General features: G+C 47.1%; 17 protein-coding genes, 2 tRNA genes and 2 other annotated features. Of the genes, 2 read left to right on the forward strand and 17 right to left on the reverse strand.

The annotated features are described in order from the left end of the window. Positions 1-181 precede the first annotated feature (181 nt). Complete coding sequence (locus tag DESLBE_RS14510; protein ID WP_144677419.1) at positions 182-1,375, reverse strand: HDOD domain-containing protein; 1,194 nt, start codon at positions 1,373-1,375, stop codon at positions 182-184. Between the two features lie 70 nt (positions 1,376-1,445). After that, on the reverse strand, positions 1,446-3,449 hold the full coding sequence (locus DESLBE_RS14515; protein WP_144677420.1) for a methyl-accepting chemotaxis protein: 2,004 nt from the start codon (positions 3,447-3,449) through the stop codon (positions 1,446-1,448). Between the two features lie 203 nt (positions 3,450-3,652). On the opposite strand from DESLBE_RS14515, the gene DESLBE_RS14520 reads away from it, so the two are divergent. Together DESLBE_RS14520 and DESLBE_RS14525 are read left to right on the forward strand one after the other, a co-directional pair. After that, complete coding sequence (locus tag DESLBE_RS14520; RefSeq protein WP_144677421.1) at positions 3,653-6,709, forward strand: ATP-binding protein; 3,057 nt, start codon at positions 3,653-3,655, stop codon at positions 6,707-6,709. 59 nt (positions 6,710-6,768) lie between these two features. After that, positions 6,769-7,899: a response regulator gene (locus DESLBE_RS14525; protein WP_144677422.1), complete on the forward strand. Its 1,131-nt coding sequence runs from the start codon at positions 6,769-6,771 to the stop codon at positions 7,897-7,899. A 75-nt stretch (positions 7,900-7,974) separates the two neighbouring features. Here DESLBE_RS14525 and rplL read toward each other — a convergent pair whose 3' ends face one another. The 15 genes from rplL to cysE all read right to left on the reverse strand — a co-directional run bounded on the left by rplL (position 7,975) and on the right by cysE (position 17,072). Then, complete coding sequence (gene rplL / locus DESLBE_RS14530; protein WP_011459089.1) at positions 7,975-8,349, reverse strand: 50S ribosomal protein L7/L12; 375 nt, start codon at positions 8,347-8,349, stop codon at positions 7,975-7,977. A 158-nt stretch (positions 8,350-8,507) separates the two neighbouring features. Beyond that, positions 8,508-9,032: a 50S ribosomal protein L10 gene (rplJ, locus tag DESLBE_RS14535; RefSeq protein WP_005810195.1), complete on the reverse strand. Its 525-nt coding sequence runs from the start codon at positions 9,030-9,032 to the stop codon at positions 8,508-8,510. 27 nt (positions 9,033-9,059) lie between these two features. Continuing rightward, positions 9,060-9,195 (reverse strand) — a sequence feature (ribosomal protein L10 leader region). Positions 9,196-9,260: 65 nt separating this feature from the next. Continuing rightward, entirely contained in the window at positions 9,261-9,953 is a 693-nt protein-coding gene (gene rplA / locus DESLBE_RS14540; protein WP_005810196.1) for a 50S ribosomal protein L1, read from the reverse strand. Positions 9,954-10,002: 49 nt separating this feature from the next. Beyond that, positions 10,003-10,431, reverse strand: a complete 429-nt coding sequence (gene rplK, locus DESLBE_RS14545) for a 50S ribosomal protein L11 (protein WP_005810197.1) — start codon at positions 10,429-10,431, stop codon at positions 10,003-10,005. A gap of 47 nt (positions 10,432-10,478) precedes the next feature. Then, positions 10,479-11,006, reverse strand: a complete 528-nt coding sequence (gene nusG, locus DESLBE_RS14550; RefSeq protein WP_018214415.1) for a transcription termination/antitermination protein NusG — start codon at positions 11,004-11,006, stop codon at positions 10,479-10,481. Between the two features lie 74 nt (positions 11,007-11,080). After that, entirely contained in the window at positions 11,081-11,299 is a 219-nt protein-coding gene (gene secE / locus DESLBE_RS14555) for a preprotein translocase subunit SecE (RefSeq protein ID WP_005810200.1), read from the reverse strand. 109 nt (positions 11,300-11,408) lie between these two features. Continuing rightward, on the reverse strand, positions 11,409-11,558 hold the full coding sequence (gene rpmG / locus DESLBE_RS14560) for a 50S ribosomal protein L33 (protein WP_005810204.1): 150 nt from the start codon (positions 11,556-11,558) through the stop codon (positions 11,409-11,411). 162 nt (positions 11,559-11,720) lie between these two features. Next, a tRNA-Met gene (locus DESLBE_RS14565) sits at positions 11,721-11,795 on the reverse strand. Positions 11,796-11,803: 8 nt separating this feature from the next. Further along, positions 11,804-11,887 (reverse strand) — tRNA-Tyr (locus DESLBE_RS14570). Between the two features lie 189 nt (positions 11,888-12,076). Next, a complete protein-coding gene (sigH, locus tag DESLBE_RS14575; RefSeq protein WP_015942746.1) occupies positions 12,077-12,730 on the reverse strand; it encodes an RNA polymerase sporulation sigma factor SigH in 654 nt (217 codons plus the stop codon). A gap of 261 nt (positions 12,731-12,991) precedes the next feature. Beyond that, positions 12,992-13,732, reverse strand: a complete 741-nt coding sequence (gene rlmB / locus DESLBE_RS14580) for a 23S rRNA (guanosine(2251)-2'-O)-methyltransferase RlmB (protein WP_005810207.1) — start codon at positions 13,730-13,732, stop codon at positions 12,992-12,994. After that, complete coding sequence (gene thyX, locus DESLBE_RS14585) at positions 13,722-14,426, reverse strand: FAD-dependent thymidylate synthase (protein WP_005810208.1); 705 nt, start codon at positions 14,424-14,426, stop codon at positions 13,722-13,724. Before thyX ends, rlmB begins: the two co-directional genes overlap by 11 nt. Positions 14,427-14,457: 31 nt before the next feature. Further along, complete coding sequence (locus DESLBE_RS14590; protein ID WP_144677423.1) at positions 14,458-14,931, reverse strand: ribonuclease III domain-containing protein; 474 nt, start codon at positions 14,929-14,931, stop codon at positions 14,458-14,460. 30 nt (positions 14,932-14,961) lie between these two features. Then, positions 14,962-16,395 carry a cysteine--tRNA ligase gene (gene cysS, locus DESLBE_RS14595; protein ID WP_144677424.1) on the reverse strand — a complete coding sequence of 478 codons (1,434 nt, stop codon included), beginning with the start codon at positions 16,393-16,395 and terminating at the stop codon, positions 14,962-14,964. Positions 16,396-16,400: 5 nt separating this feature from the next. Then, the gene (gene cysE, locus DESLBE_RS14600) at positions 16,401-17,072 is read right to left on the reverse strand and encodes a serine O-acetyltransferase (RefSeq protein ID WP_011459083.1); all 672 of its coding nucleotides are present in this window, start codon (positions 17,070-17,072) and stop codon (positions 16,401-16,403) included. Between the two features lie 78 nt (positions 17,073-17,150). Then, positions 17,151-17,356 (reverse strand) — a binding site (T-box leader). Between the last annotated feature and the right edge of the window lie 133 nt (positions 17,357-17,489).

Genomic DNA, 17,489 nt, shown 5'->3' on the forward strand with positions numbered 1-17,489 from the left:
GTCCTTCCCGGAAAATTCTTTTCCGCTAACCCCTTGCCACTAAGTAGATTATACCAAATTTGTCTCCAAAACAATAATCGGGAGGACTTATAAGAAAATTTTTCTGGAGGGAATGCCCCTGATCATATAAAGGGGCTGCTCCTTTTAAGGAACAGCCCCTGTTTGTTTTTCGGAAAGCCCATCAGTAATTCAGTTTTTGTGTCCATTTCAAGGCTTCAAAATACAGCTCCATAAACTTTCGCGACATGGTATACCGATCCGCAGCTTTTTCCCAGTGACCTTTTTCCCAAGCCGTCACAAAATTCAACAGTTTCCGTTGCTCATTTTCGGCCCCCAGCAAGGCCTGTTTAACCTGTATGGATAGGGGAAGCCCCTTTAACACCTGTTCCATCGGACTGTTGAGCAATACATCAATGGCAGAGAAGATCCCTGTGAAGAAAAAACCGGAACTTTCACTCTGAGGGTAAAGTTCTGAGGCAAGGAGTTCCATGAATTTTCCTCGGATCAGGGACTGCTTAATCAATTCGGCATTTTCAACATTCTGCATATCCTTTAACAGCATCAGGGCAATCCATTGATGCATTTCTTTAATCCCGATAAAGGATAACGCGTGAGGAATGGACTGAATCTTATTTTTTGAACCCATATACACCGAATTAGCCAACTTCAATAGTTTATAGGAAAGCCCTAAATCACTTTTTATAATATTGGCCATAACTCCATAACTGGGCTCCGCTGAATTCAGCTCTTCAAGAACACTAAAAAGGTTGACGTTAAGGGTTACCACCTCTTTGGACTGGATTATGGCGGGCTTACTGAAAAAGTACCCCTGAAACAGGTCATAGCCCATAGCCGCCGCTTGTCTGAACTCTTCCCTGGTTTCAATCTTCTCGGCTAAAAACTTTACATTTTTACCGCAGCGTTTCATCAGGCTGGATTGTTCATTTTTACTGACAGCCGGAAATTCTATCTTAATAATATCAGCCATTTCGATTAAGGGCAGATTGTTTTGATCGGCTACAAAATCATCGAGAGCCAGCTTATAGCCCATAGCCTTCATCTTTTTGCAGGCCTCTACCGTAGCCGGAGTGACTTGATCCCGTTCCAGAATTTCCACCACAATATTTTCCTTGGGCAGCAAGAAAGGAATATCACTGTCAATCAGCTTTTTTGAGAAATTGATAAAGGCATTGCTGCCATCAGTCAAATCCTGGAGTCCCATGACAAGAAAGGTGTTGTAAATTAATTCGGCGGTGGCCTGGTCGTCGTCAATGCCGGAGAAAAAATTATCACGGCTCTGTCTGTACAAAAGTTCATAGCCGTAGATTTTCAGGCCTCTGTCAAAAATAGGCTGTCTCGCCAGAAAAGCGTCCATATCCGCACCCCCTTGCCGACCTGAGCTTATCCGCCTCCCACTCAAGCCAGCAGCAGATTATCCCTTGAATTTATATTTTAAATTTCCTTACTAAAGCCTGCAGATTATCCGCACTGCCTTTAACGCTATCCGTCTCTGTTTTGATTTCGTTAGCCTTATCTTTGAGCATGGCCACTTGAGCGGCGACATGGGCCGTTCCCTGGGAACCGAACTCCGTGGATCTTGCTATCTCGGCAATCCCATCCGCTACCGTTTTGATTGAAGCAAGCAGCTCCTGGGAAGTGGCGCTTAGTTCCGCGGCCCACCCATCAATGGTTTGGGCGTCATGATCGTAATTTTCCCCCACAAGGACGGATTCCTTATAGTTTTCAACCACTTTGGTGTCAATGTATTCCAGCATCTGCCTGGAGGTATCCGCCAGGTTCTCCACCACTTCAAAAATAACTCCTAAGGTATCTTGAATTTCTTTCACCGTATTCTGGGAGTTTTCCGCTAATTTTCGTATCTCTTCCGAAACCACCGAAAAACCCTTCCCGGCTTCGCCGGCCCTGGCTGATTCAATAGCCGCATTTAAAGCCAATAGGTTGGTTTGCACAGCTATCTGCAAAATAACCTCGGATAAACTTTTAATTTTGGCCACTTCCGTGGTTTTTGCCAAGGCGGCATCCATTGTTTGCTTGATAGCTGAACGAGTCTGATCCGCCTCGGCCTGCAGTTCAAAAGCGTTGTCCTTTAAGGAGACCGCTTTCGAGCTGATTTCATGAGCGGATAAGGCCCCTTCCTGAGCTTTTACGGCTACGACTTCCACCGCACTGGCAATTTCAGTGGAGGTTGCGGTTATTTCTTCCGTAGAGGAGGCAGTTTCCTCCATCCCGGCCGACAATTCCTGCACGGTTGCCGCTGTGTTTTCCAACTCACCCGTGAGAACCGCTATATTTCGATGGGAGGCAAGGATCGCCGTATTGACCTTATTGGTTTCCGCAATGATTCCCTTAACCACTTGATGGATGTTTTCTATAAATAAATTAAAGTAAGCGGACATCTCCCCGATTTCATCTTGAGCTGAAACCGCCACCCGTTTGGTCAGGTCCCCTTCTCCCTCAGCGATGTCTTTGAGCATGGCCGTGATGGTCTTAATCCTACGGAGGATCGTAATCCGAAACATAAACACCACGCAAAAACCCATGAAGACTCCCAAAACGGCCATAAAAACCGCCTGATTCCTGATCAGCTTTTGGCTCAGCATAGCGGCCACATTATAGCTTTGTCCAAGAAAAAGCATCCCGCTGACTTTTCCTGTAACATCAGCAAGCGGTGTATAACCGACAAAATACTTGGCACCATTAATGGTCGTTGAGCCATAATAAGCTTTTCCTTGCTTCAAAACGGTATCGATAATCCTCTGATCTTCCATTTTGGTGCCGACGAGACGAGTGCCGTTTTTGCCCATAATAGTCGTCGCAATTCTCTCATCGCCTAAAAATACTGTCACATCACAGTTGAAGATTTTCTTTTGTGCATCCACATAGTCATTTTCCGAAAGAGCATATCCCAGGGATACGGCACCGTAAATGCGGCCCTCCTCATCCTGCAGAGGAGCACCGGCCCGGATCGAGTATTTTACCGACGTCCCTTCTTCAATGCCCACAGAGGCTTCCCCTTGCAGGGCCTTCTGAATATTGATCTGGTCAATAATACTGTCCCCGTATTTTTCCGGCTCATGAGTCCGCACAAATACCTTCCCTTCTTGGTCGGTAACCACCAAAAAATCAAGCTCCCATGTTTTTAACTCCTGCTGACCGATGGCCAGCGCCCCTTGGCGGTTCCCGGTCCGGATCGCCTCGAGCAGCCCGGGGGATCCTGTCAATAATTCCGTGGCCTTTAAAGCCCTCTGCTGCCTGTTCTGAAGTTCTTCGCTTAAAACAAGGGCCTTGCCCCTCACCTCATCCTCAATATTTTGGTTAATAACACTTTCCACTGTTAAGGAAATAATAAAGTAAACCGCTATAATAAAAACCGCTACACATCCTGCCATTAACACCGATATCTTCCCTGACAAACTATGGATTTTCATGACCGCCTCTCCTTTGATGCGAACTAATCATTTAATTTAAATGATTTAAAAATTAATTATTATTTTAACAAAGGAGTCTGAACATTTTCTGAACAATTCCTTAAAAGTAAAACATTTAAAATTGTCGTAAAAATGTCTATAAAAATCTTCCCGCTTTATATAGAATAAGAGAAAAGGCTACTAACTCGGAAGGATTCTCTATTATGAACAATACCAACATGCAAAAGTCCTTTTTCGTCATCATGTTGCTGATCATGGCTGCCAGTCTTGCTGTACCGCTCTTCCGCCTCTCCCTGTCCGATATCCCCAAAGCCGTAAAAGGCACCCTGGATCTAAGGGATTATGACGGAGTGCGCGACAAAACTGTAAAATTGAGCGGTGAATGGGAGTTTTATTTCGGGCAGCTTCTGACTCCCGAAGACTTTAAAAACCAGGAACCCTCAGGCAAAACCATTCAAAATGTTCCCGCCAGTTGGGGTTCTTATCAAATAGAAGGGGAGCATTTACCCCCTCAGGGAAGCGCCACCTATCGTCTGAGAATCCTGCTTCCTGCCGAGGGAGGAAACTTCGGGATTAAAATCACCTGCATATCCGCCTCCGCCAGAATATTTGCCGATGATCAGCTTATTCTGGAATGCGGCAGCCCTGGAAGCTCACCTGAAACCACCGTCCATAAATATTATGCAGATACCGGCTACTTCCAAACAGATGACGGCGACGTAGAAATCCTTGTTCAGGCGGCTGACTTTTCTTATGTCAACAGCGGCATCCTTTATGAAATTCACTTTGGCGATCAAAAATCCATTGCCGCCCTGCGGATGTATGACTCTTTCCTTGATATATCCCTCATATCCGGAATGTCTTTTTTGGCCCTTTACTTCTTCGGTTTAGGCCTGCAAAGAAAAAAGAGCGCCGAGATATTGTTTTTTGCCCTTTATTGCTTGGTTTCATCACTCCAGGCTTCTGTTCGTTCGGAAGCACTACTAAATTATGCACTCCCTGCTTTATCGTATAATACCTCCTTAAAAATTCTGATCATTTCCTATACTTTATGTCTTTATGCCCTGATCAAATTTCTCTATCACGCTCAAGAAGGCGGTTCTTCCCGCCGGGCTAACCTGATTATCGATGGTATAACCCTATTTTTTATCTTGCTGGACTGGTTCACCGATTTTTACTTATGGGGATATATCTATACGGTTGCTTTGGTCGGTCAGATTTATGTACTTTTTTTACTTATTTCCCTTCTCGCCAAGAACACCAAGGGTGGCAGCGAGGGCCGTTATTATCTTTTTTCCGCTGTAGTGAGCTCCCTGATTCACTTGCTGACCATCCTCGCTAATTTTATTCTGCTCTGGGAATCCAATCTGTTCCTTCCCGTTTTTCAGCCGATTTTTGTTTTGTCTTTAGCCTTGTACATGTCCGAAAAATATGAGAACTCCTTCAAAACCATTGAAAAACTCAGTGACCGGCTCGTGGTTTTAGATAAATTGAAAGATGATTTCCTGGCCAAGACCTCCCATGAGCTGAAAACGCCCTTAAACGGCATCATCAATATTTCCCAGTCCCTTCTGGATGGCGCGGGAGGCAGCTTAAGCCGGGCCCAGGCCGAAGATATCCGCTTGATCACCAGCATCGGCAAACGGCTCTCCACCCTGGTTTATGATATTCTGGATTATTCTAAGTTAAAGGTCATGGACATTCAATTGCATATTGTTTGTCTGGACGTGCACCAGGTTGCCGAATCGACGGTGGATATTTTCCGTTATTTGATCAAAGGAAGACCCATCACCCTGGAAAATAAAATACCGCCCAATCAGCACTTGATTTGGGCGGATGAGAACCGGTTAAAGCAGATCTTCTCCAATTTGCTGGATAATAGCCTTAAATACACAGAGCTGGGGAGCATTTCTCTCAGCTGCCGGCAGGATGGAGGGTTTCTATGGATCCAGGTCAGCGATACAGGCATCGGCATCCCCGCCGACAAGCTCAAAGACATTTTTGCCCCCTATGAACAGCTGGGGGAACAATCGGCCAACCAAAGGGGAATAGGGTTGGGGCTGACCATAACCCAACAGCTGATTGAACTGCATGGGGGACAGATCGTTGCCCGTTCCGAGCCTGGTCAGGGAACCTCCTTCACCTTCTCAATACCTCTTGCCAAAGACAATAAACCCCAGAGATCATTGCCGGGGGACTATGTGGGATACGACGCGTCTGAATCCTTAGCCACTGAAGCTCTTCCCCAGACAGTTCATGTGGGAGGAGAATTCTCTATTCTTGTCGTTGACGATGAGTTCTCCAATCTAAAAGCCCTGATGAATGTCCTGACCCTCAATCAATACAATGTGACCGTGGCGATCAACGGAGAAGCGGCGCTGCATCTCCTTAAAGGAGCCTTTCACTACGATCTCTGCATTCTTGATGTTATGATGCCGGGTATCAGCGGCTATGAAGTTTGCCGAAAAATCAGGGAAACCTATTCCCCCCTCGAACTGCCGATCCTGCTCCTTACTGCCAAGGCCTTACCGGAGGATATGGAGGCGGGTTTTCGAGCGGGTGCCAACGATTTTATCGAAAAACCCTTTGAAGTCAGGGAGCTTAAGTGCCGTGTCAGCACTCTTGTCCAATTGAAAAATTCTATGGATCTGCTGCTGAAAAAAGAAACCGCTTTTCTGCAGGCCCAAATCAGACCTCATTTTCTATTCAATGCTCTGAATACCATCTACTCTTTTTGTTATACCAATCCCGGCAAGGCAGGGGAGCTGCTTGCCGAATTGGGGGTTTTTTTAAGGAGCAGCTTTGATTTCTCCAGCACAGCTTCCCTGGTTACCGTCGAAAAGGAACTTAGACTGGTCAAAGCCTATGTAGCTATTGAAGAAGCCAGGTTCGGCAGTCAGCTTGAAGTGGAGTACGCCGTTGAGCCCTCTGTGTTAAATTTCTCCATTCTTCCCCTCATGATCCAGCCCATCGTTGAAAATTCAATCCGGCATGGCTTGCTGAAGAGAAGCCAGGGCGGAAAGGTCTCTTTGTCTCTGACACACTCTGAAGACTGCATTCAGGTAGAAGTCATAGATAACGGTGTCGGTATCCCCGCTTCCGTCCTGAAGGATTTGATCCATGCAAAATCCGAAACCCGGGGAGTTGGTTTGACCAATATCAGCCGCAGGTTGCTGCGCTTCTATGGGACCACTTTAACTATCTTCAGCGTGGAAGACCACGGGACAACCGTTTCTTTCCGCATCCCGGCCAAAACCTGATTGACAAATATCCTAAACCGCCACTCATAACTAAAGTCTTATAGAAAGGAGCTGCATCGATGCTAAGAGCCATTATTGTAGATAATGAAGAACCGGCGACCCAGATTCTGCAGATGCTTCTGGAAAAAACCGGTCAAATCAGGGTTGTCGGCACTTTTCTCAGGGCGGCAGACGCTTTATCCAGCCTAAGGCTAACCAAACCGGATGTTGCTTTCCTGGATATTGAAATACCTGACACAAGTGGCCTGGAGCTGGCCAATCATATCCTGGCTATGGACAGCGATGTGGAAATCATCTTTGTGACCGCCTATGATCACTATGCTCTGCATGCCTTCCGGGTCAATGCTTTAGACTATTTATTAAAGCCCCTCCTCCCGGAAGATGTGGAGAGAGCCGTCAGACGCCTTATCAAAAGAAAAGGGTTAGCCAAGGATTCTGCCCCGGAATCTCCTTTGGGAGCCAATATTCATTATTTCGGAAAATTTTCAGTGTACGGCCCCGCCAGCAAAAAGCCAGTGAAATGGCGGACATCCAAGGCCGAAGAACTTTTTGCCTATCTGGTGCAGAATCTGGAAAAGGAAGTTCCCAAGTGGCGAATCTGCGAAGCTCTCTGGCCGGAATACCATAGCGAAAAGGTGGATATTCAGCTCCATACTACCGTATATAAACTAAAAAAAGTGTTGACTTCGGCCAATATCCCTTTCGATTTAAGTTTCAGCAACGGCTGCTATTGGCTGAGCCTTCCCCAAGCAGCCATTGATAAGGTCGAGTTTGATGCCCATATCGCTTCCTCCGTCCCTGTAAATCAAAGCACCATTGCCAGATGCGAACATGCCCTTTCTCTCTATACCGGAGATTACTTGGAGGAAAACGGCTATCTGTGGTCTTTGGCTCTAAAAGCCGAGTATGGGCAGAAATTTTATAAGCTGGCGTCTTCCGTCGTAAACTTCTATATGACTCAAGGTGATTGGGTCAGAGCAGAGAAGATTCTGCGCAGTATTTTAGAACGCTGCCCTTTAGATGAAACTGTACATGAAATGCTCTTAACCTGCTATTTTACCCAAAAGGACCGGACCGCTTTTATTACCCACTATCATACTGTACGAAAGCTTTTCCAAACCGAATTGGGACTTGAGCCTGGAAAATCCATACAAACTCTGTATCACAGTCTTCTCAAGAGAATGGATTAAACCAAAGAAGGCGCCCTCCTCTCACCTTTATGGGTGGAGAAGGGCGCCTTCTTTAAGCACTATTATAGGCTAAACTTACTTAACTTCGACAGTTGCACCAGCTTCAACGAGCTTAGCTTTGATAGCTTCGGCATCATCTTTGCTGACTTTTTCTTTAACAGGCTTTGGAGCGCCGTCAACCAGTTCTTTAGCTTCTTTCAGGCCAAGACCGGTGATTTCGCGAACAACTTTGATGACGTTGATTTTTCCGGCACCAGCATTCATAAGAACAACATCGAATTCGGTTTGCTCTTCAGCAACAGGAGCAGCAGCAGCGCCAGGAGCAGCAGCTACAGCTACAGGAGCAGCAGCACTAACACCAAATTCTTCTTCGAAAGCTTTGACGAGCTCAGCAAGCTCGAGAACGGTTAAGCCTTTTACGGCTTCGAGAATTTCAGCAGTTTTAGACATTGAAATTTTCCTCCCTAATATCACTTAAAATTAATTTTTGTTTTGGAATCCATTTACGGAAATCATTATAATTCAGTTACGATGCTTTGAGGGCCAGGCCCCCCATCATAACCCGAACATCGTAGTTCCCATCCTCAGCGCAGCGTTTTAAATCCTGCTTACGCCTGAGCTTCTTTAAGCTTACGCACTTCTTCCAAGGCATAACCCATTTTGCGGATTGGTCCTTGAAGTACATTGGCCATGCCGACGAGGGGTGCTTGCATTCCTCGCAGGACTTGAGCAAGGAGAACTTCGCGAGAAGGAAGTTCCGCAAGGGCTTTAACTCCCGCTTCGTCAACGACTTTTCCTTCGACCACGCCTGCTTTGATAGCAAAGGTCTTCGAGGTCTTAGCAAAATCAGCTAATACTTTAGCTCCAGCCACTGGATCAGCACTGAAAGCAACGGCTGTAGGTCCTTCCAGATATCCATCCAAACCTTCGATACCGACTTCATGAGCCGCCCGGCGAACCATGGTGTTTTTCAATACATGGTATTCGACACCGGCTTGACGCAGTTGGGCACGCAGTTGAGTTACTTGAGCAACGGTCAGGCCGCGATAATCAGCCAGTACGACCCCTGTGGAGTTTTGGAACCGCTCCTTAATCTCCGCAACCACTTGTGCTTTTTCTTCGATATTTGGCACTTAAGTCCACCTCCTTCCGAAATACCCACACTAATAGAAAAACCCCCGCTTTGACTGCAGAGGTTAAGAAGGCCCAATATAACTTAAGGCTATCTTTCCAACCTCGGCAGGGATATTAAGCTCTAAGAGCACCTGCTGTCTACAGTGGAAGGCTATTCAATTCTAGTAGAGTATAGCTTATCTATGCAAACCTGTCAAGAAATATTCCAGACACTTTTTGGAATCCAATTAATTGGCTTTGACCGGGTTAATCCGTACTCCAGGTCCCATAGTAGAGGACACTGTGACGCTGCGGATATACTGACCCTTAGCAGCAGCCGGCTTCGCTTTAACCAAGGTCTCAACCAGAACCTTATAGTTCTGATAGAGTTGTTCTTCGCTGAAGGAAACTTTGCCGATAGGGGCATGAATGATACCGGCTTTGTCAGCACGATATTCAATCTTACCGGCTTTGATCTCTTTGACAGCTTTGGCTACATCAAAGGTAACAGTACCGGTCTTGGGGTTTGGCATAAGTCCTTTAGGACCGAGCACACGACCCAGTTTACCGACCATACCCATCATATCCGGTGTAGCAACAACCACATCGAAACCAAACCAACCCTGCTCGATTTTCGCAATCATGTCTTCAGCACCAACAAAATCTGCACCGGCAGCCTCAGCTTCTTTAGCTTTATCGCCTTTAGCGAAGACTAATACACTGCGGGTTTTACCTGTTCCGTGAGGAAGCACAAGGGCTCCACGGATTTGTTGGTCCGCATGACGGGTATCGATACCGAGCTTGAATGCTACTTCAACAGTTTCGTCAAACTTTGCTTTAGCGATCTTCTTAACGACTGCTAAAGCTTCCATAGGCTCATGAAGAGCAGCACGGTCAAAAGCTTTAACTGCTTCTTGATAGTTTTTACCTACTTTGGCCATTCTTTAACCTCCTAGTGGTTCTTCGGGACGAGCCCTCCCACAAAAATCATTAACCTTCGACGATGGTGATTCCCATACTGCGCGCAGTACCTTCAACCATACTCATAGCCGCTTCAACGCTTGCTGCATTGAGGTCTTTCATCTTGGTTTCAGCGATCTCACGAACTTTAGTTTTGCTCACCTGAGCCACCTTTTTACGGTTAGGCTCTGAAGAACCTGAATTAATGTTCGCAGCTTTCTTCAACAAAATAGATGCTGGCGGAGTTTTGGTAATAAAGGTAAAGGAACGGTCCTCATAAACGGTAATTTCAACCGGAATAATTAATCCCGCTTGATCCTTTGTACGCTCGTTGTATTCTTTGCAGAAGGCCATAATGTTGACCCCGTGCTGACCAAGAGCTGGACCAACCGGAGGTGCCGGATTTGCTTTACCTGCGTTGATCGCTAATTTAACCAAACCAACGACTTTCTTTGCCATAGTTACACCTCCTTAATAGGGTAATTTCCTGCCCAGTGAGAAGGACACTAGTCGACTTTCTCGACCTGAGCAAAATCAAGTTCCACCGGAGTCTCCCGTCCAAACATGGACACAGATACCCGCAGCTTCCCTTTATCTTCAAGGATTTCCCGAACAGAAGCGATGAAATCCTTAAAAGGACCTGATGTTACACGTACGTTTTGACCCACGGTATAATCCACACGTGTACGGACTTCTTCCACACCCATTTGCTTTAAGATAGCTTGCACTTCATGATCCAGCAAGGGAATGGGCTTGGCCCCGGTGCCGACAAAACCTGTCACACCCGGAGTATTGCGCACCACATACCATGAATCGTCCGTCATATCCATTTCCACCAGAACATAGCCCGGGAAAACTTTACGCTTGGCGATCTTCTTCTTCCCATTTTTGATTTCAATCTCATCTTCCATGGGAACAAGAACACGAAAGATTTTATCCTCCATGTTCATGGATTCTACGCGCTTTTCAAGATTGGTCTTCACCTTATTCTCATAGCCGGAATAAGTGTGAATAACATACCAGTTCTTAGTCATATTTCGAACAGGAACCTCCAATACAAGGCCCCAAACTAACTTGCCTTACTTTCAGGGGCAACCTGTTTGAGTACCTATCCGAGAATCTTGGTCATTAAAATACTTAACCCGCTGTCGACAACCCACAGCATAACAGCTACAATCGCCACAGCGGTGAGAACCACTCCTGTATAAGTCAAAAGCTGTTTGCGGTCCGGCCAGTGTACTTTTTTAAGTTCACTCCATACTCCTTTAAAGTACTCTGTGGACTTTTCTTTTGCAGGAGCATTCGTTTGCTTCTTAACTGCGCCCATCCAATCACATCCTTACAAGACTCTGAGCCACCATCATTGACAACGCAGCCCGGCGTACAGACTTTTGGGCCAAGACATAAAGACAATTCGCCCAACGCCCAGCTATAAATTACTTGGTTTCTTTGTGAGCTGTGTGGGACTTGCAAAACTTACAATACTTTTTAACTTCCAAACGATCCGGATTATTTTTCTTATTTTTTATGGAAGCATAATTCCGGTTTTTGCACTCGGTACAAGCTAAAGTAATGCCAACACGCATTCACGAACACCTCCCTGGGCACAACTAAAAATCCGCATTCAATCCATGCTCATAATACATTATCATATGTAATTTAGCATGTCAAGAATTTGAAAAATTTAGTATGCAATATAATTCAATATAAAAAAACCGCAGAGCTTTAGCCATGCGGATTTTCGTCTTTGGTTGCGGGAGCCGGATTTGAACCGACGACCTTCGGGTTATGAGCCCGACGAGCTACCGCTGCTCCATCCCGCGATGTTTAGTGGTGGGCAGGAATGGATTCGAACCACCGTACCTTTCGGAACAGATTTACAGTCTGCCGCCTTTAACCACTCGGCCACCTACCCAAGTCACTCATTCATTATATACCAAAAGCTAAAAAAATACACCCTTTTTCTAAAAGAAATCTACAGTAAGTGATTGAGTTGAACTCGAAAATGAAAAACCGACTCCATCAAGCCGGCACATGATCCTCTCATAGCAGAGCATAGCTTGTTCTCCAAAATGCACATAAATCCGGACTCCTGACTTCAAGCTTATCCATCACGACGTTCTAAGTAACGCTCAAGCTTCCTTTTTACTCTTTGGAGAGCATTATCAATGGATTTCACATGTCTATGTAGGTCTACAGCAATCTCTTGATAGGATTTTCCTTCAAGGTAAGCCATCAGGACTTTCCACTCCAAGGAACTCAAGATCTCACCCATCTTTTCTTCGATATCGTCGAACTCTTCCTGACTGATGATCAATTCCTCCGGGTCGGTTATTCTGGTGCCGGAAATCACATCCAATAAGGTTCTATCCGAATCTTCGTCATAGATAGGTTTATTTAAGGACACGTAGGAATTCAAAGGAATATGCTTTTGCCGGGTAGCCGTCTTAATGGCGGTAATAATCTGCCTTGTAATACACAGCTCAGCAAAGGCTCGGAACGAGGAGAGCTTATCACCACGGAAATCTCGAATCGCTTTGTAGAGTCCAATCATACCCTCTTGGATAATATCTTCACGATCTGCTCCGATCAGGAAGTATGATCTTGCTTTTGCTCTGACAAAGTTCTTGTACTTATTAATTAAGTATTCCTGTGCTTCGGCATCACCGTTTTTGGCCAGCTCTACCACTTCTTCATCCACTATGACTTCATTCGTGTCGCACTCTTCCAACGCTTCAAGTTGGGCGTTAAGTGTCAAAGCGATCCCTCCCGTATCATGGTGATGAAGATGTTGTAATGGATTATCGCTCTTGTCCTCAAGAACATACTCATTATACCTTGAAAAAAACGGAAGCGTCAAGGCGAAGTTTTAGAGGTTATGTCGTCTCATGCACTCTACAAGCCGGGTTTGGGCTTTTGGCCCCGGCCCTTTCCATGATTGGCTCCAATTATCCCATAGTTTAGGTTGATTTACAAGATTTTTGCAATACAAATCCGTTATGGGTTTATCCTTTATAACCTAATTCCTGCTGCCCCGCTGACGAAGAACCTCGTACATAAGAATGGAACCCGCCACACTGGCGTTTAATGAATTGATCCGTCCCTTCATAGGCAGACTGACGATCTCATCACAGGTCTCCTTGACCAGCCGGCTCAATCCCTTCCCTTCGCTTCCGATGACGATGACCCGCGCCCCTGTGAGGTCGGACCGGTAGACTTCCGTTCCCTCCGCTTCAGCTCCTGAGACCCAGCATCCTGCCTTTTGGAGGTCCTTCAGGGTCTGAACCAGATTCCCTACCCGGGCTACCAGGACATGCTCTACGGCACCGGCTGAGGTCTTCGCTACTGTGGCGGTCAGAGATACACTGCGCCGCTTGGGGATAATTACCCCGTGGACTCCCGCAGCATCGGCGGTCCGAATGAGGGCACCCAGATTATGGGGATCTTCCACTTCGTCCAGAACAAGGATAAAAGGATCTTCCCCTTTTTCTCCGGCCAGAGCGAGGATATCGTCCACTTCGGCATATTCCCGGGGGGCGACGTAGGCCAGGATTCCTTGATGCTTGGCTTTTTCGGTTAAACGATCCAGAGCTGCTTTATCCACAAATTGAAAGGGAATCTTCTGAGCCCGGGCATGGCTGACTATGTCCTGGAAGCGGCCGGCCGTGCCTTCCGCTTGCAGGAGAAGCTTATTGACGGGTTTGCCCGATTGGAGAAGTTCCCAAACAGCGTTGCGTCCATAGACGATTTCATCGGTCATAGATTAGGGTCATCCTTTCCGCTTCCTTCTTCAGTGCCTTGATCCGTCCGCAGCTCATGGCCCCTTCGTGACAAACCCCTTGAGTGACACAGGTAGGCCCGGCTTGACCAAAAACATTAGGGGCAACTTCCCGGACCAGCTCCAGCATTTTTTCGGCCAGGATGCGAATTTCCCACTGGGCGCGCATGCAGGTTCGATGTTCGAAGAAATTCAGCAAAGAGCGGGCATTAAAGGTAGCCATCAACGAGGTCGTGCAGGCATTGGGAAGGATATAACGGGCATCCTCTGCGGGAACCATCGCCAACAGAGCTTGGTATTCCTCCTGCAGAGTGGCCATAATATTTTCGAAGCGTTCCTGGGCTTGGGGATTACGGCGTATGGTCGGGGGGGTGACGAAGTCAAACCCCTCTTCTTTTACATACCGCTGTGATCGTTGAGAATAGCTGGCGATCCGATGGCGAACCAATTGATGGGATAACGCACGGGATACCCCATCGATGGAGAATTGAAAGCTAATGTGTTCAAAGGTCGAAAGATGACCCATGGCGCGAAGCTTCTGGACAAGATTGGCTACCTTTTCCTCATCCAACTTTTCCATGAGCTCCGGAACCGGATCAGGCGAATAGCATAAACGAGCAGCGGCGGCAATGACTTTTTCCGGATCCGGTGTGTATTGAATCAGTTCAACATTCACTTCTCTCTCCCCCTATATTCCTCCCCCGACTTCAGCAGTCTATCTCCGACTGCTCCGCCAGGCTCAATGCATCAGTGATGGATTCTTCTTCCTTGGCTGTTTCTCCCTTGCCTTTTCCTTCATCCTCTTCCCCAACAAATTGGTCCACCTGCTCAAAGGCCCACAGCATACGCTCTGTCCTGCCGGTCAGCTGCCAATAGCCTACCAGCGCTTCAAAGCCGGTGGCATAGCGGTAGGTTACGACATCGGTGCTTTTAGGGTGGCCCCCTTTAGCATTTCTGCCCCGGTGAACCACCGAGAGCTCCTGCTCATCGAGATGAGGGAGAATATGGTGAAGAAGCTTGGCTTGGGTCCCCGCCCGGACATATTGGGTAGCCAGGCGGTGAAGTTCATTAACCTTTTCATAGCCATTATTGAGAAGATGGGTCCTGACCCAAAGCTCATAGACCACATCTCCCAGATAGGCCAGGGTAAGGGCATTCATTTCCTGCCAGGATCTTGGCATGGGAGCGGGCAGAATGCCCTTCCCTCCTTTCTATCTCAGGGTCCAACGCGCCCCTTGAGGAGTATCTTCCAGAACAATTCCCAGATCTTTCAGCCGGTCCCGGATCAGGTCGGACATTTCCCAGTCTTTCTTTTTCCGGGCAATGGCTCTTACTTCCAGGAGGAGCTCCATGACTTGATCCAGTTTTTGGTTGCCGGCTTCAGCTTGGTTGGCAGGCTTAGCCAGATCAAAGCCCAGGACATCAGCCAGCTCCCAAAGGGTAGCTCTGGCTTTTAACAGACCTTCCGAGCTGTAGGGATAAGCTTGCACATGAGCGTTAATGGCTTTGCCCAACTCAAAGAGGCTGGCATAAGCCAGGGCGGAGTTAAAGTCGTCATCCATAGCCTCTTCGAATTCCCGGCGGGCTTCTTCTGCTGCTGCCCTTAGCTTTTGCTCGGGAGCGGCATCTGCGGAGTTTTGTCCCTGGCGGCCCAGTGCTTCATCGGCCAGGCGGATGCTGGTCTGCAGACGCTCCAAACCTTTCTGAGCCATCCGCAGATTCTCATCATCAAAGTCCAATGGACTGCGGTAATGGGTGCCCAGAAGATAAAAACGAATCACTTCCCCGGGGAAATGTTCAAGAATCTCCCGAACCGTAAAAAAGTTCCCCAGGGATTTGGACATTTTCTGTTGATTGATGGTTAAAAAGGCATTATGCATCCAATACCGGGCAAAGGTCTCGCCATGGAGATAGCCTTCCGCTTGGGCAATTTCATTTTCATGGTGAGGGAAGACCAAATCTCCCCCTCCTCCGTGAATATCAAAGCCGGATCCCAAATACTTCAAGGACATGGCACTACACTCAATATGCCAGCCGGGACGGCCTTTTCCCCAAGGGCTTTCCCAAAAGGGCTCCCCGGGTTTGGCATTTTTCCACAGTGCAAAATCCATGGGGTTCTGTTTGCGTTCCCCTACTTCCACCCGGGCACCGGCTTGCATATCCTCCAGCGTCCGGCCGGAAAGCTTACCATAAGCGGGAAGCTTGTCCACGGCAAAATAAACGTCCCCGTCCACAGCATAAGCTAAGCCTTGCTCCTCCAGGCCTTTAATAATCTCTATCATCTCCGGAATATGATCGGTGGCTTTGGGATGTATGGAGGCCGGCATCAGGTTAAGAGCTGCGGCATCCTTAAAATATTCTCCGATATAATCCTGGGCCAGCTCCAGGGGATCCCTTCCCTCTTCCTGGCCCCGCTTGATAATCTTATCATCAATATCGGTAAAGTTTTGCACGAAGGTCACATCATAGCCTTTATATAAAAGATAGCGGCGGATCATATCAAAGACAACAAGCATCCGTCCATTGCCCACATGGAAGTAGTTGTACACCGTTGGGCCGCAGGTATACATGCCCACTTTGCCTTCTTCCCGTGGCTTAAACTCCTCTTTTTGGTGGCTCATGGTGTTGAATAGTCTTAATGCCATTGCATTCAGCTCTCCTTTTCCCCTAGTTTTTTCTCCAGATAATTAATCCGTTCCATGAGGATTTGCAATGTTTCTTGAACGGGATCCGGCATTTCTTCTGCCCGGATCTCTTTATTACATACGGATTTCGTGACCACATGCAATTCCTTTAAGGGCATCCCGTGGCGTGAGACAACCTTTCCAGGAACACCCACCACCGTGGTATTGCTGGGAACAGGCTTCGTGACCACAGATCCTGCCCCGATTTTAACATTATCCCCAATTTTAATGGAACCTAATATTTTAGCTCCCGAACCGATAAAAACATTATTCCCAACAGTAGGGTGTCTTTTCCCTTTTTCCTTACCTGTTCCGCCCAGAGTGACCCCTTGGTAGATGGTCACATTATCCCCCACTTCGGCCGTCTCCCCGATGACCACTCCCATCCCGTGATCAATAAAGAGCCCCTGGCCGATTTTCGCACCGGGATGAATTTCTATCCCCGTAAAAAAACGGGAGGTCTGGGAGATTAAGCGAGGGATTAAAACCATATTCTTTTTATACAGACAGTGTGCCAGACGATGGGCGATCAACGCATGAAGACCCGGATAGCACAGGATAACCTCAACTATCGTTTTAGCCGCCGGATCTCTTTCAAAAATCACTTTAATGTCTTGCTTAATTTGGCCAAACACCACATATCACCTTCTACAGATAAATCCATCTTAAAACCACAGGACACCGAAAACCAACTCAATATAAAAAGAAACCCTCCGTCCAGAGACGAAGGATTTCCGCGGTTCCACTCTGATTGAACAGTTTCCTGCTCCACTCACAGCCTTAACGCAGCCTTACGGAAGGATCTGTTCACCCTTCAAACGCTCCAGGACGCACTTCAAAAGATCCTCCGGGATGGCTTCCACCTTTTCCATCCTCTCTTTGACAAAGGTCTCTTTCTACTCTTTCCCTTCATGACGTACCTTTCATATTCACAAACAAAAAGGATCTATTGCATTATATGCAAATGCAACTCATGGTGTTAGTATAGAGAATCCTTAAGAAGCTGTCAACAGAGTAAGTCAGTCGGGCCGCGCAGCTTATGAAGCGACCGGTGT

Origin of the sequence: Desulfitobacterium sp. LBE (assembly GCF_007830365.1) — a bacterium.
Taxonomy (GTDB): domain Bacteria; phylum Bacillota; class Desulfitobacteriia; order Desulfitobacteriales; family Desulfitobacteriaceae; genus Desulfitobacterium; species Desulfitobacterium hafniense.

Excerpts from the sequence above, each read along its gene's own strand:
- DESLBE_RS14525 (WP_144677422.1), top strand. The coding sequence starts at position 6,769 with ATGCTAAGAGCCATTATTGTAGATAATGAAGAACCGGCGACCCAGATT.
- cysS (WP_144677424.1), bottom strand. The coding sequence starts at position 16,395 with ATGGCATTAAGACTATTCAACACCATGAGCCACCAAAAAGAGGAGTTT.
- rplK (WP_005810197.1), bottom strand. The coding sequence starts at position 10,431 with ATGGCAAAGAAAGTCGTTGGTTTGGTTAAATTAGCGATCAACGCAGGT.
- rpmG (WP_005810204.1), bottom strand. The coding sequence starts at position 11,558 with ATGCGTGTTGGCATTACTTTAGCTTGTACCGAGTGCAAAAACCGGAAT.
- rplL (WP_011459089.1), bottom strand. The coding sequence starts at position 8,349 with ATGTCTAAAACTGCTGAAATTCTCGAAGCCGTAAAAGGCTTAACCGTT.
- DESLBE_RS14520 (WP_144677421.1), top strand. The coding sequence starts at position 3,653 with ATGAACAATACCAACATGCAAAAGTCCTTTTTCGTCATCATGTTGCTG.
- rlmB (WP_005810207.1), bottom strand. The coding sequence starts at position 13,732 with ATGACCGATGAAATCGTCTATGGACGCAACGCTGTTTGGGAACTTCTC.
- DESLBE_RS14515 (WP_144677420.1), bottom strand. The coding sequence starts at position 3,449 with ATGAAAATCCATAGTTTGTCAGGGAAGATATCGGTGTTAATGGCAGGA.
- rplA (WP_005810196.1), bottom strand. The coding sequence starts at position 9,953 with ATGGCCAAAGTAGGTAAAAACTATCAAGAAGCAGTTAAAGCTTTTGAC.
- secE (WP_005810200.1), bottom strand. The coding sequence starts at position 11,299 with ATGGGCGCAGTTAAGAAGCAAACGAATGCTCCTGCAAAAGAAAAGTCC.
- DESLBE_RS14510 (WP_144677419.1), bottom strand. The coding sequence starts at position 1,375 with ATGGACGCTTTTCTGGCGAGACAGCCTATTTTTGACAGAGGCCTGAAA.
- nusG (WP_018214415.1), bottom strand. The coding sequence starts at position 11,006 with ATGACTAAGAACTGGTATGTTATTCACACTTATTCCGGCTATGAGAAT.
- DESLBE_RS14590 (WP_144677423.1), bottom strand. The coding sequence starts at position 14,931 with ATGCCAAGATCCTGGCAGGAAATGAATGCCCTTACCCTGGCCTATCTG.